At 63.3% G+C, this 13,585-nt stretch carries 11 protein-coding genes; 7 read left to right on the top strand and 4 right to left on the bottom strand.

Going from position 1 to position 13,585, the window contains the following annotated elements:
* Positions 1-660, bottom strand: a complete 660-nt coding sequence (locus G3480_RS01880) for a hypothetical protein (protein WP_164651965.1) — start codon at positions 658-660, stop codon at positions 1-3.
* The gene (locus G3480_RS01875) at positions 644-3,349 is read right to left on the bottom strand and encodes a helicase-related protein (RefSeq protein WP_164651964.1); all 2,706 of its coding nucleotides are present in this window, start codon (positions 3,347-3,349) and stop codon (positions 644-646) included. Before G3480_RS01875 ends, G3480_RS01880 begins: the two co-directional genes overlap by 17 nt.
* A 426-nt stretch (positions 3,350-3,775) precedes the next feature.
* Here G3480_RS01875 and G3480_RS01870 point away from each other — a divergent pair, with 426 nt between their 5' ends.
* The 7 genes from G3480_RS01870 (at position 3,776) to G3480_RS01840 (ending at position 12,548) form a co-directional block, all read left to right on the top strand.
* Positions 3,776-6,157, top strand: a complete 2,382-nt coding sequence (locus G3480_RS01870) for a hypothetical protein (protein ID WP_206171444.1) — start codon at positions 3,776-3,778, stop codon at positions 6,155-6,157.
* A 62-nt stretch (positions 6,158-6,219) separates the two neighbouring features.
* A complete protein-coding gene (locus G3480_RS01865) occupies positions 6,220-6,465 on the top strand; it encodes a DUF433 domain-containing protein (RefSeq protein ID WP_240905529.1) in 246 nt (81 codons plus the stop codon).
* Entirely contained in the window at positions 6,462-6,812 is a 351-nt protein-coding gene (locus G3480_RS01860; protein WP_164651962.1) for a DUF5615 family PIN-like protein, read from the top strand. The genes G3480_RS01865 and G3480_RS01860 overlap by 4 nt, the downstream gene beginning before the upstream one ends.
* A 106-nt stretch (positions 6,813-6,918) precedes the next feature.
* Complete coding sequence (locus G3480_RS01855) at positions 6,919-9,600, top strand: phospholipase D-like domain-containing anti-phage protein (protein ID WP_164651961.1); 2,682 nt, start codon at positions 6,919-6,921, stop codon at positions 9,598-9,600.
* A gap of 313 nt (positions 9,601-9,913) precedes the next feature.
* Entirely contained in the window at positions 9,914-11,308 is a 1,395-nt protein-coding gene (locus G3480_RS01850) for an AAA family ATPase (RefSeq protein ID WP_164651959.1), read from the top strand.
* Positions 11,305-11,844: a hypothetical protein gene (locus tag G3480_RS01845; RefSeq protein ID WP_164651957.1), complete on the top strand. Its 540-nt coding sequence runs from the start codon at positions 11,305-11,307 to the stop codon at positions 11,842-11,844. The genes G3480_RS01850 and G3480_RS01845 overlap by 4 nt, the downstream gene beginning before the upstream one ends.
* Positions 11,841-12,548, top strand: coding sequence for an RNA ligase family protein (locus G3480_RS01840; RefSeq protein WP_164651955.1), 708 nt, complete (start codon positions 11,841-11,843; stop codon positions 12,546-12,548). The genes G3480_RS01845 and G3480_RS01840 overlap by 4 nt, the downstream gene beginning before the upstream one ends.
* Before the next feature lie 262 nt (positions 12,549-12,810).
* Here the strand turns inward: G3480_RS01840 and G3480_RS01835 are convergent, their stop codons facing one another.
* Positions 12,811-13,227, bottom strand: coding sequence for a PIN domain-containing protein (locus G3480_RS01835; RefSeq protein WP_164651954.1), 417 nt, complete (start codon positions 13,225-13,227; stop codon positions 12,811-12,813).
* Between the two features lie 5 nt (positions 13,228-13,232).
* Positions 13,233-13,490 (bottom strand): type II toxin-antitoxin system Phd/YefM family antitoxin, encoded by a 258-nt coding sequence (locus G3480_RS01830; protein WP_164651953.1) that lies wholly within the window; start codon positions 13,488-13,490, stop codon positions 13,233-13,235.
* Positions 13,491-13,585 lie beyond the last annotated feature (95 nt).

Below are 13,585 nucleotides of genomic sequence, written 5' to 3'. Positions count from 1 at the left end.
TCAGAGTGGGTGAGCCGACAGGAGATAGGTCACCTTGCCGGATTTGTCAGTTGGGGCACGGTATCCGCGCAGGCTGTAGATGCTGGGGCCGTGGCCGCCGAAAGCGGCGACTGCCAGCGGGAGCGGTGCGGGTCGCCAGAGGTGGTAGACGAAGCCGTCGTGACGGTTGCCTGCCACCGAGAAGGCCTGCAGTCCAAGGGAAGCCAGGATCTCAAGCCACGGCCGGCCGGCGATCTGGTGCTGGGGCTGCTCGTTTAGCGACCAGCCAATACCCTGGGCGTCCCACATGCCGAGTGCATCGACGTAGAGCTGTCCGCGTGCGGGAGCACTGAAGGCTGGCCAATCAGCGGGTGCTCGGGAAGAGGCCTGTTGGACCGAGTGTCGGTGCACGGTCAACGCGGTCTGCTGACCGGCCCAGTTCTTGAGCCCTGCATTGAGCCCCCAGGGTTGCCACCAGTCGATGTCCAGCCCGCAGAGCTTGAGTCCTGTCGCGGTTTCTGAGAGCGAGGGTGTCAGCGTATCCAGAGCGCTGTCCGGCGCCACGAAGGTGGTGTCCTCGAAGCCTGTCTCAGCGGTCGAGTCCCTCATCCAGGCGAGCCGTGCAATGCCGGCGCAGGCAAGCACCTCGCCGAGGTTGGTGGGATCAATGGTCCACTGCATGGGCCTTGTCCTCGGTATCCGCCATGACGATGCCGTTGTGCTGATCACGGCCGGCTGAGACGAAGGCATCCGCCGCTTTCAGCAAGGCCTCGAGCCAAGCGAGCTGCCAGGGGCCAAGCTGGGCCTGGAGCTGTCCGTAGCGTGCGGCGGCCGCTTGGGCGGCTGTGGTAGCAAGCTCTGGTGGCAGCTCAGGGCCCCACTGGCGCCTGTCCGGGAAGCCTGGGCGGCTCCAGCCGTGATGGGCCGCGATCAGATGCAAGGTGAGTTCATCTGCACCAGCTCGCTCGGCGTCGGTCAGCGATCCGAACTCATGGCGATAGCCTCCCAGAAGGGCAGGTCGGAATCGGCCATGGCGTGCCTTGGCCATCGGGGTTCCACCGTTGACGCTCGCTGCCCGTTGCCACAGACGTAGCCCCTTGCCGCTGTCATGCCCTGCGCTAGCCGCGGCGAGGCTCTCGAGGAGCGCTGGAGGCAGTGCAAGCGCTTCACCGATGCGCCTGGCGGCTGCGCTGACGCGCTGACTGTGATCCTCCAACGTCTGAGGCTTGAGGGCGAGGCGGGTGATATCCGAATCCTCGCCGGCCAGGGCGGCATCGTAATGGCGCACGACATAAACCAGCTCCCGAGCATCCGCCTCGTCGAGATCGGCACCGTTCTCAGCGTCTGGGATTGGAATGCTGAGCGTGGTTGCCGCGTCGATCCAATCCGGCGGTGTATCACCCGGAGCCAGACGCATGCGCTCGGTGGTGTCAGCGACGTCCTCGACGGGAGCGGCCGACTTGGGATCAGGCAGGCCGTCGCGCAGGCCGCCGGCGTGGCTGGGCAGAAAGAGCGTTGCGTAGGCGAGGGCGGGGAGCCGTTCCTCGGCTTTGAGCTGGTGTGCCTGAATGCGTCCCCGAGCGTCACGGATCAGCAGTGGTAGCTCAGCACAGCGCTTGACGGCGGCGGCAAGCAGCTCGTTTGCTGTCTGAATCGGCACGCGCGCCAGCTCTTGCGGCTCCGGCCGGAACAGTGCCAGGGCGTCGACGGCCGCCGCGGCGCCGGCAGCGACGAGCTGCGGCACGTCCCAGCGCCAGCAGAGATAGACGTCTGGCGCCTCGGGCTCGAGGCTCACGCCATGAAGCAGCGGCTCGAGCGGGACCTCCACATGGGCCGCTGTCAATGAAAGGGCCTGCACCGTCTCCGGGTGGAGCGGTACTGGCGTTGCGCGTTGCTCAGACGCGGCGGCTAGTTGGTCGGCTGGAATGTGTCGCAGCGCACTGGGAGAAACGTCGGTCAGCGTCTCCAGCAACTGCACCGTGCGGGTGAGCGCGATCTCGCTGGGCGGTGGCTCGGCCTCTGCCTTCTGTTCGAGCGCTTGTTGGAGCTTGGCCTGCTGCTTCTCGAGGGCTTTCTCGGCAGCGGCTCGCTTCTTGGTCGCGGTCTTTGGCTCAGCTTCCAATGCTTCGAGCTTGGCGCGAGCCTCTTCGACCTTTTCCTGGGCGGCCTCCACGGGTTTTTGTGCCTTGCGCTCGAAGTCCTCCAGCCGTTTGTTGATCTTATCGAGTGCCCCGGTATCAATGACGACGAGCACCTGTGCCGCCCTGTGACCGGTTCGGCTCACGCGGCCCAGACGCTGGATCATGGCATCCATGGGGGCGAGATCCATGACGGCGTGATCGGCATCGAGATCGACGCCAACCTCTCCGGCGGCCGTTGCAATCAACCAATAGCTTTCAGTGCCGCGAAGGCGTTGCGGCTGAAAGGCCTGCCATACGGAGGACGCGGCGAAGGTCTCGCGCTCGGCACCGCGTAAGGTGCCCGTCAGGATTCCGATCCGCTCTGCTTGCCCCTTGAGCCGTTTGCGAAGCCCGTTGTAGAGGGCGATGGCATCGCGCACGGTGCGGACGTAGAGCACGACAGAGCCAGACAGCTCGGCTGCCAGTTCGACCATCCGCTGGAGGCGTGTCGCGCGATCGGGGGCGCTTTCCAGTTGCAGCATCTTGGGAACGTCCAGGCGTCGGCGAAGCTCCGGGTGGGCCAAGTCGGCGGCGTCCAGGCGCAGGACGTTGCCGCTTGCCGTGTCCGTCGCCGAGAGGGTCATCCCGCGGAAGCCCGGACGCGGACCATCGATACGCTGCCCCTCCAGTGCGCGGATGAGGCCCACGAATCCGGGGGAGAGATGCGCCTCATCCAGATAGAGCGCCGTGTCTTGGCCCAGCAGTCCAGCATCCATCGCACGGCGCGAGCGGCCGTTACCGTAGCCAGAGAACAACAGCCGTGATCCGATCATGTCGACCGTGCCGACGAGCACCGCTGGACGCGCTGGATCCAGGCGCCATTCGCTGTCGTCGGCGAGTCCGCCCCGCAGGACGCCAATAATCACAGGCGCCTTGGCAGGAAAAGCGGCAAGATCATCGAAGCGACGGACGAGATCCGGACAGCTGGTCAGGCGCTCGACCCAATGGCGGATGACGCTGGCCGTCTGGTCCACGACAGCTCGGCGGTCCACGACATAGGCGATGCGCCGGGCTAGAGGGGCCCCGTTGGCTAGGGCGATAAGGTGGAGCAGGACGGCCGTTGTCTTGCCGCCGCCCGTACTGACGTCGGCGGCCGTCGGGAGTGTCCCGGCAAGCAGGCTCGCGTAGAGGCGCTCCTGCCAGGGGTAGGGCGCGTGCCCAGTGATCTGTGCAAAGGCTGGAATCGTCATTCGCGCAGGCGGACGTCCTTGTTGTGTCGCTTCTTGGCCGGTCAGCGGGTCGGTGCTAGCGGCCGAGTTTGCAGTCAATCGCTCGAGGGCCGACGCTCAGACAGGCTCCTTGGGAGTTGTCGTGATCGTCCCAGATTCGTGGACGGATGCCAAGCCATAGGCGGATGCACGCCCCATCCCACGTGCTATCCGCTGCCGAGAGGTGCATGGTCCACAGTGGCGCCAGTTGCCGCCTGCGTGGCGTGTGGCTTCACTCTCGCCTATCTTGACGGGCTGCGCGAAGCCCGCGAGCGCGAGCGCTGCCGACTGCACGCTGAGAAAGCGTCCATCAACAACTTCCCCCCTTTCGCAAAGGGGGGCTAGGGGGGATTTCGGGCGGCATCGCTCGCATCGGGAAACAATTGATGGACACCCTCTTAGGTTCTGATGACTAATCACTTTCATCTGCTGCTCACGCCGGAACAAGCCGACCCTGTGCCGCAGGCGCTGATCTCGGTGGGGCGCCGCTATGTTCAGGACCGTAGGTTGGGCAAAGCGCAGCGTGCCCAACACGACGCGCTTTCTGGCTTCGACATCGAGATCCATCAGGGCGTGACAGCGGCCGACCTGCAGGTCGCCAAGACCGGCACGGTCAGGAAGTCGCGGCTTGAATGCCCCCAGTGCGGTCAATCGACACCCATGAGCATGATCCGGGGTGACCGGCGGGGCGAGGGCGGCTGCGAGTACGGGCTGCGCCTCTGGGAGAACGCGGACCTGGTGCCGCGCCCGGGGGATGTCTTTCAGGAACGGCTGTACTGCATCCGTTGGCGTCTGCCTGGGCTTGCGGATCTGCTGTGGGCGGAGCAGCATGAACGTAAAGGTGAGACCTTCCCTCGCCCCATTCCGGACTGGGTGCCCTTGACCCAAGCCATTGCCGGGCTGAGCGAATTTCTCGATGCGAGCGACCGTCTAGACCTGGACGATCTGCGCGCCCGCGACTGGCTGGACGAGGACGTCGCCTTGGAGCAGGCCGAGACAGGATTGGCCGAGCTGCAAGCCGCCAAGGCGCCCAAGGTCCGGATTAATGCAGCACGCGCGCGCTTGGAGGATCTTCGTGCCGTCGTGGTTCAGCGCACCGCCGATCTCGATTCGCTAGCCGACCGCATCCCGAGCACCCTCTATCGTGGGGTCGATGCGGAAGATCTTGAGCGTGAGTCACGGCTGTTGGAGCTGTTGCGGAAGCGTTTCGATGAGTGGCAGGCGAAGGGATATTTCCCGAGCCGACGGATCGAGTCGGGCGACAAGACCGACGAGCCGATTCGGACGCGTGGATGGACGTATTGGTATCATCTTTTCACGCCGAGGCAATTGCTGGAGCACGGGCTGTTGTCCGCTAACATCTCGACTCAGCAGAATAGAGAGTTGCAGGTTGCTTTGCTATTTGGAATAGGGAAGTGTGCCAATTGGAACTCAAAGCTCTGCCAGTGGATAGCTGACTCAACGAAAGAAAATGGCGGGCAAACTTTCACCAACCAAGCCATTAATGCCCTGCTAAATTACTATACGCGGCCAATGAGTCTATTAGCGACAAGTTTTAAATACGCTTTAAACTCAGCGTCCATTTGTGCTTCGGCAGTTGCTACGCCAAACGGTGCTCTTGAGGATCTTCCTGGATATGATATCTGGATCACCGATCCTCCCTACGCCGACGCTATCAATTACCACGCACTCTCAGAGTTTTTTCTAGCCTGGTACGAAAAACACCTGCCGAAACTCTTTCCCGACTGGTATGCCGACAGCAAGCGCGCTCTGGCCATCCGCGGCTCCGGCAAGCCGTTCCGCGAAGGCATGGTCGACGCCTACCGCAATCTCGCCGCCCACATGCCGGACAACGGCATGCAGATCGTCATGTTCACCGATCAGGACGCCGGTGTCTGGGCGGTTCTCGCGCTGATCCTCTGGGCCGCCGGCCTGCGGGTGACCACGGCCTGGACCATCGCTACAGAAACCGAGTCGGCCCTGAAGGAAGGCAACTACGTCCAAGGCACCGTGCTCATGGTGCTGCGCAAGCAGACCTCCGACGACATCGCCTTCCTGGACGAGATCGTCCCCCAGGTCGAGATCGAGGTCGAGCTGCAGCTCAGGTCCATGCTGGAGCTGGACGACCGCGAGGACCCCAATTTCTCCGATGCCGACTATCAGCTCGCCGCCTACGCCGCCGCCCTGCGGGTCCTGACCCAATACCGGGGTATCGAGGACATCGACGTGGCCTACGAGCTGGCCCGCGAGCGCAAGCGTGGCGAGGAGTCGCCCATCGAGCGCATCATCGAGGACGCCGTCCGCACCGCCAGCAACTACCTGGTGCCCACGGGGCTGGATGCCCAGCTCTGGAAGCGCCTCACGGGCGAGGAAAAGCTCTATCTCAAGTGTCTGGAGGTCGAATCCCACGGCGACTACCGCAGCGGTGTCTTCCAGGAGTTCGCCCGTGGTCTCGGGGTGCGCGATTATCGCTTCATGCTCGAGAGCGGTAAGGCCAACCAGACCCGGCTGCGCACCGCCAGCGAATTCAAGCGCCGCGAATGGGGCACGGAGGGCTTCGGCTCCTCACCGCTGCGTCACTGCCTCTATGCGATCCATCAGACCGCCGAGCAGGAAAGCGCCAAGGTCGGACTCACCTATCTCAAGACCGAGCTTTCCGACTACTGGGCGCAGCGCGAGAACCTGGCCGGGATGCTTGCCTTTCTCGGTCGGCTGCCGATCGCGCACTGGGCGCGGGACGCCGAGGCCGCGCGACTGCTGGCCGGGGCGGTCGAGAACGATCATGTCTGAGGTTGTTGGGCACGCTGCGCTTTACCCAACCTACCTGGTTCGAACGGAACGGAGAAGAGATCATGCCCATGAACTTCAAGCCCTATATCACGCGCGACCCCGCCATTTGCGGCGGCGAGCCAGTCGTGACCGGGACGCGCGTCACGGTGCGGACGGTCTTGGCCAGTCTGGCGGAAGGCATGGATGCCGAGGAACTGTTGCAGGATTTTCCATCGCTCAGCCGTGATGCAATCCGTGCCGTCATCGCCTTTGCCGCACTCTCCGCGGAAGAGGATCTGCCTGTCGCGGGGCTGCCGGCGGTCGCATGAGGATCAAGCTCGACGAGAACCTGCCGGCGCGATTGGTCGGCATCTTGGCGCGCCACGCGCACCAAGCCGACACGGTCCCGGACGAGCAATTGACCGGGCAACCGGACGACCAGATCTGGCGAGCCGCGTGCGCGGAAAGGCGCTTCTTGATCACCCAAGATCTGGATTTCTCAGACACTCGCCGCTTCGCCCCTGGCACCCATGCCGGATTGTTATTGGTCCGCTTACGCGAGCCAGGCGCCCGTGCGTTGGCGGCGGCGATCGAGGCCGTTGCCCCCGAAATCGACGACTGGGATGGCTGCTTCGTCGTCCTCACTGACACCAAGATCCGAGTCAAGCGGCCATGACCAGCATCGCTTTCCACTGCTCGCAGCCAGATGAGATTCGATCCCTTGGCAACGATGCCTTGCGCGCTTGGAGCCGTTGCCGAGCGTTCTAATTGCGTTTGCAAGGATGATCACCCGCTTCTCATCGCGTCGGCAGCGTCTGGACCACAGCTTCCTCCGGGAGCGCTTGCAGGGCGCCCAAAGTTATGACCGGATCGCCGGATTCTTCTCCTCCTCGATCCTAGAGGTCGCGGGCGAAGCCTTCGAGGCACTCGCCGGCCCCGTGCGTCTCGTGTGCAACTCCGGGCTCGATCCCCAAGATGTTGCCACGGCGAGGAAGGCCGCCCAAGCGGCCATGCGCCGCGAATGGTGCGACACCGAGCCCGAGCGACTTTCCGAGTCGGCCCGTCCCCGCTTTCAACGCTTGTACGAGTTCCTCGTCGCCGGGAAGCTCCAGGTCCGCGTGGTTCCGGACGCCCACTTCGGGCTCATTCATGGCAAGGCCGGGGTCATCACCCTGGCCGACGGTCGGCAAACGGCCTTTCTCGGCAGCGTCAACGAGTCCATGACCGCCTGGCGCTTGAATTACGAGCTGCTGTGGGAGGACGACTCCGAGGACGCCGTGTGCTGGGTTCAGGAGGAGTTCGACGCCCTGTGGCATTCGCCCTTCGCGGTGGCCTTGGCCGAAGCCGTGGTGCAGGACATCGGGCGGCTCGCGAAGCGCTCGGTTATCCCGAACCTGAGTGACTGGCGCGACCATCCCGACCCGGCGGCGCCGGTCATCGAATCCCCGGTCTATCGCAAGGAGGTCGGGCTCTGGGAGCACCAGAAGCACTTCGTCAAGCTGGCCTTCGAGGCCCACCTCGGTCCGCACGGCGCGCGCCTCGTCCTGGCGGATCAGGTCGGCCTGGGCAAGACGATTCAGCTCGCCATGGCCGCGCAGCTCATGGCCCTGTCGGGGGACCGGCCAGTGCTGATCCTTGCGCCCAAACCGCTGATCTGGCAGTGGCAGGGCGAGCTCAGCACCCTGCTCGACATGCCCTCGGCGGTGTGGGACGGCCGCAACTGGATCGACGAGAATGGGATCGAGCATCCGAGCGCCGGACCCGAGTCCGTTCGCAAGTGCCCGCGACGAGTCGGCATCGTCTCCACCGGACTCATCATCGCCGGCTCCGAGATCCGCGACTGGCTCGTCAACGGGCGCTATGAGTGCGTTATCCTCGACGAGGCCCATCGTGCCCGGCGACGCAATCTGGCGGCCGGCAAGGAGTACGAGGCAGCCGAGCCGAACAATCTGCTGCGCTTTCTCTGGGAGATCTCCCCGCGCACCAAGAGTCTGCTCCTGGCGACCGCAACCCCCGTGCAGATCCACCCGGTCGAGGCGTGGGACCTTCTGGATGCGCTGGCTCGGGGCTCGGAAGCGGTGCTTGGAGGCGTCGGCAGCCTCTGGCGCAAGCCGCGTCAGGCACTGGAGCTGTTGCTCGGCGAAGCCGTGCCCCCCGACGATGTGGTCACCCAATGGGCCTGGATGCGCAATCCGCTGCCACCTGCCGCGGAAGGGCCGGACTACCAATCGCTACGGCGCGTCCTGCGCCTGACCGACCAGGAGGTGAGCGCCCCGGGCGGTAGCTTCGAGCGACTGAGCGCGCCCGATCGTGCCCGTGTCCGGCGGCTCTTCCCGCGCTTCGTCGAGCAGGCCAACCCCTTCATTCGGCGCATCGTGCTGCGCACTCGCGAGTATCTCGAGACGACGCTCGATCCCGAGACCGGAGAGCCTTTTCTAAAGCCAGTTCAGGTCCGTCTGCATGGCGACCGGGACGAAGACGCCATCGTTTTGCCGCCCTTTCTGGAAGACGCCTATCATCTGGCGGAGGCGTTTTGCAGCCTGCTTGCCGAGCGCGCCCGATCTGGCTTCTTTCGCACCCTGTTGCTTCGCCGTGTCGGCAGCACCATGGAAGCGGGCCGGCGGACGGTGGAAAAGTTGCTCGCCGAATGGACCACGCTCGACGAGGACGAAGAAGACGACGGCTCGCTGGCCCAGCTGCGCACCCTGACGCCCGCCGAGCGAGCCCTCTTGCAGCGCTTTCTCAAGGCGTTGGAGGCGAACCAGGAGCGCGACCCCAAATACCAGATCGTGCGCTCACAGCTGCTCGACCAGGGTTGGATGGAGCTGGGATGCATCATCTTCAGCCAATATTTCGACTCCGTCTTCTGGTTGGCGAGCCAGCTGACGGCCGACATTCCCGAGGAGGAGATCGGCATCTACGCCGGCGCCCGACGCTCCGGTGTCATGCACAACGGGATCTTCACCGCCGCTGCGCGCGACCTGCTCAAGGAGCGCGTGCGCCGGGGCGAGATTCGGATCCTGATCGGTACCGATGCGGCCTCGGAGGGACTCAATCTGCAGCGTCTCGGGACACTGATCAACCTGGATCTGCCCTGGAATCCTTCACGGCTGGAGCAGCGCAAGGGCCGCATTCAACGGATCGGGCAACTGCGCGACACCGTTGATCTCTACAACCTGCGCTATGCGGGATCGGTCGAGGATCGCGTCCATGAGCTGCTGTCCTCGCGTCTGGAGAACATCGCCACGCTGTTCGGACAGATCCCAGACATCTTGGAGGATGTCTGGGTCGATGTGGCGCTCGGGCAAATCAACGCCGCCCTTAAGACCATCGACGCCGTGCCAAGAAAGCACCCGTTTCAGCTGCGCTATCAGGGTGTCGAGAAGGTCGATTGGGAGGGGTGCGCTGAGGTCTTGAGCGCCGAGGAGCGGAAGCGCTTTCTGACCCGGGGCTGGGGCGAGTAGCCGTCCGTGAGATCGACGCAACTGAGTTCAAGGCTCACACCAGAGCAACGGAGTAGGATTGCATGAATGAGATGTCCGGTCCCAAGGCGGAGGCTGTGATCGACAAACACCGGCCAAGCCTCGCGCAGGCGCTCCAGCGCCAGAGTGGGACGATCCATTATCTTCCGATGTGGATAATGACTTCGCTCAGCAAAGAAAAGACGAATAAAAACAATTTCATGAGTTACTTCTCATTATCTGTCGGTGGCGCACCATGCCAGAGCCGGCGGCTATTGCCGGAGGCACGCGGCCGGCTCGCAAGCAGACGATCGACATGTTGACCGAACTGCACATCAAGAACTTCAAGGCATGGCGGGACACCGGCCCGATTCGGCTTGCGCCCTTGACGGTGATCTTTGGTGCCAACAGCTCGGGCAAGTCCAGCCTCGGCCACCTGCTACTTGCGCTCAAGCAAACCGTTCAACTTGCCGATCGCAAGCGCGCCCTGCACCTCGGCGATGAGAACTCGCTGATCGACTTGGGGACCTTCGCCGACTGTTTGTACGCCCACGACTTGACGCAATCACTCGAGCTCTCTCTTCGCTGGCGTCTGCCCTCGGCACTGACCGTCAAAAATGCCCTCGATGCTAGCCAGTCCTATCGCGGGGACGAGTTGTGGCTATCGAGCACCTTGCGTACCGACAAGGCCGAGCAGCCGCAAACCGCCGCCTTCACCTACAGACTCTTCGATGGCAAAGCGCAGGTGCTCGAGGTCGAGCACTCGCGCGGCACATCGCCATCGCAGACGATACTCGATTGCTCGCCATTGAAGCTGGTTCGCGCCCAAGGCCGTGCCTGGTCGGTCGAGCCACCGGAAAAGTTCTATCGCTTCGCCGATCGCACTCTGCTGCGCTATCAGAACGCGGACTTTCTCGCGGATTTTGCGTTGCGGACTGAGCAGGTTCTGGAGCAGCTGTACTTCCTCGGTCCGCTGCGTCGTCCGGCCCGTCGTGTCTATCAATGGTCGGGAGATACGGTTCCGGACGTCGGCGCTCAGGGGGAATACGCGATACCCGCCATCCTCGCCGCCACTGCGCAGGATCGAAGACTCAACCGCGGATACCGACAGCTGACCAAACGTTTCGATGAGTTCATTGCGCGCTGGCTGACCGATCTTGGCATCATCCACAGCTTTGCCGTGCGCCAAGTTGCCGAGGGCCGCAAGGAATATGAGGTGCTGGTGAAGACACACCGCGACGCGTGCGAGGTTCGGCTGACAGATGTCGGCTTTGGTGTCTCGCAGGTCTTGCCGGCGCTGGTACAAGCCTTTTACGCGCCAGCGGGATCGACCGTCTGGATGGAGCAGCCGGAGATCCATCTGCATCCAATGGCCCAGTCCAATCTGGCGGATGTATTCATCAGCGCGATCAAGTCTTATGAGGCTAGCTCGCCCCGTAATATGCAATTGATCATCGAAACGCACTCCGAGCATCTGCTGACGCGTTTACAGCGGCGTGTCGCCGAACAGGCGATCAGCGCCGACGAGGTGGCGATCTATTTCGTCAACCGTCGAGGAGCGGCGGCGGACATCGAGGCGCTGCGTTTGAATATCTTCGGCGAGATTGAGAATTGGCCACCGAATTTCTTCGGCGACGAGATGGGTGACATCGCCGCCCGCACGCTTGCCGCATTGCAGCGGCAGGCGACAGCCGGCGGGGACGACTCGTGAGCCCAGTCGTCATCGACACCAACGTACTGCTGATCGCAAACGGCAGCCATCAGGACGTGTCGCCGCAGTGCCGTGCCGAATGCATCATGCGCCTTCAGGCTCGCCAACAGTCGGGTGTCGTGGTGATCGACGATGCTTTTCGCATCCTCAAGGAATACCAGCACAAGACCAAGCCCAATCAGCCCAAAGGGGTCGGAGACGTCTTCCTGAAATGGCTGCTGCAAAATGCGGCGAATGGCAAGCGCGTCCATCTTGTTGCTATCACCGAGACGGCCCCGCATGAGTTCTCCGAGTTCCCGGACCCGGGGCTGCAACCGCAGTTCGATGCACCCGACCGCAAGTTCGCTGCGGTGGCCAATGCGCACCCGGACAAACCGATCGTCTGGCAAGGCGCGGACTGCAAGTGGCTGAATTGGTGGCATCAACTGCATGCTCAGGGTGTCAAGGTCGAATTTCTCTGTCCAACGGATGTCTCTCGGTTCTATGCCGCGAAGTTTCCGAGCCAGGCCGTGCCCGACCTGCCACCACCCTCATGACCGACTTCTTTCGTTTTCCGCACACACCACACCTCATCTGGCTCGGTCAAGGCGAGCCGCGCGATGACAAAGTCCTATCACCGGCTGAGGCGGATGCCTTGCTCCAGTCGGAGGTCGTGATCGAGGAAAAGATCGACGGCGCCAATCTGGGATTCTCGATCGATCCCGAGGGGGGCATCCGCGCGCAGAACCGAGGCCAGTATCTGCTGCCGCCCTTTGGCGGGCAGTTCGCGCGTCTCGGTGCCTGGCTGGCGGCCCATGAGGATGTGCTGTTCGACGCCCTGGATTCGCATCTGATCGCCTTCGGCGAGTGGTGCGCCGCGAAGCACTCGCTGGATTACGAGGCACTGCCCGACTGGTGGCTGGTGTTCGATGTCTACGATCGAAGGGAACGACGATTCTGGTCGACGGAGCGTCGCGACGCTTGGGCGCAACGCCAGGGGCTCTGCGTAATCCCTGCGATCGGGCGGGGCCAGTTCGCGCTTCCCGACTTGAGGAGCCTACTGGACAGCCAGCGAAGCCGCTATCGCGATGGGCCGCTGGAAGGGCTCGTGATCCGGATGCAGGATACTCGATGGCTCAGACAGCGCGTCAAACTGGTCCACCCGGACTTCACGCAGCAGATTCAGGATCACTGGCGCCGACAAGGGCTGGTATGGAATCGACTCGCCATGCCCGTCCTGCCCCGGCAATCGGGAGGGTAGGTCGCTGCTGGATCGACGCTGGCGACATCTAAGTTTACACTTCAAAAAGTCCTAGGGTCAGGTCTTGAAAAGACGCACTCCGGAGGGAGCAAGAGACCACCCCTTGGGCAGGCGAGTCCGCGTAGTCAGTTGGGGTGAACGGGAATGAACCCCAACATGCGGCGAGGCTTGCGGCAGGGATGCCGATCTACCCAATCTTGCATACTCTCAGTTTCCAGCTTGGACGCGTTTGGTTTTCGATCCGGCGTGGATAGCCCGCGTTTCAGTCCTTCGTGCCAAACTCGAAGGGATTGAGAAGATCAACTCCGAAGGAGGTGAAATCAGCCAGGTTGCGAGTCACGACCGTGAGGCCGTTCACTTTGGCAATCGCGGCGATCATGGCGTCTTCGTAGCGGGTGTCTGACTTCCGATGCATGAGCCTCGCCCAGCAACGGAACGCCGGCCCATCCATGGACAACAGGTTGTAGGAGCCGCTTACGAGGTCCAGCCAGGCTTCGATTTCCCCGGCTTTCTCGGCATCCTGCTCGCGTGTCAGCTCAATGCCAGCCTGAATTTCCCCGAGCGTGACGGTGGCGAGATGGAGGCCGGCGTCGTCAATTGACTCAAGCCACGCGACAACCGCGCCGTGTGGCCGTGGTTTCCGCAACTCGGAGACGACATTGGTATCGAGCAAATACACCGGCGTTACCCCAGCGGTATAGCCTGCCGGCGCCGGGCCTTGCTGCGCACGGGCACGAGACTGTCGGTGCGGGCCGAGTCGGTGAGAAGCAATTGCTTGAGGGAGGGGCGGGCCGCGACCTGAAGTCGCCGCCACTCACCAATGGGAACCAGCACGGCGGTTTCGGTGCCGCGTCGGGTCACCACCTGCGGTCCTTCACTCACGCAAGCGTCCAAGAACTCGCTGAAGCGGGCTTTAGCATCTTGAACGGGCCAGATCCGCATGGATCGCCTCCAGAGTAAAATGACTAGGTATATGACTAGTCTATCGACGGGGCTGGCGGTGAGCAAGGGGGCGCGTGAGCGGGTTGCCCGCGTCA

It is taken from the genome of Thiorhodococcus mannitoliphagus (assembly GCF_010915725.1).
Lineage (GTDB): Bacteria > Pseudomonadota > Gammaproteobacteria > Chromatiales > Chromatiaceae > Thiorhodococcus > Thiorhodococcus mannitoliphagus.
The sequence above is the reverse complement of the archived record's forward strand: the minus strand, read 5'-3'. Positions and strand labels throughout refer to the sequence as shown.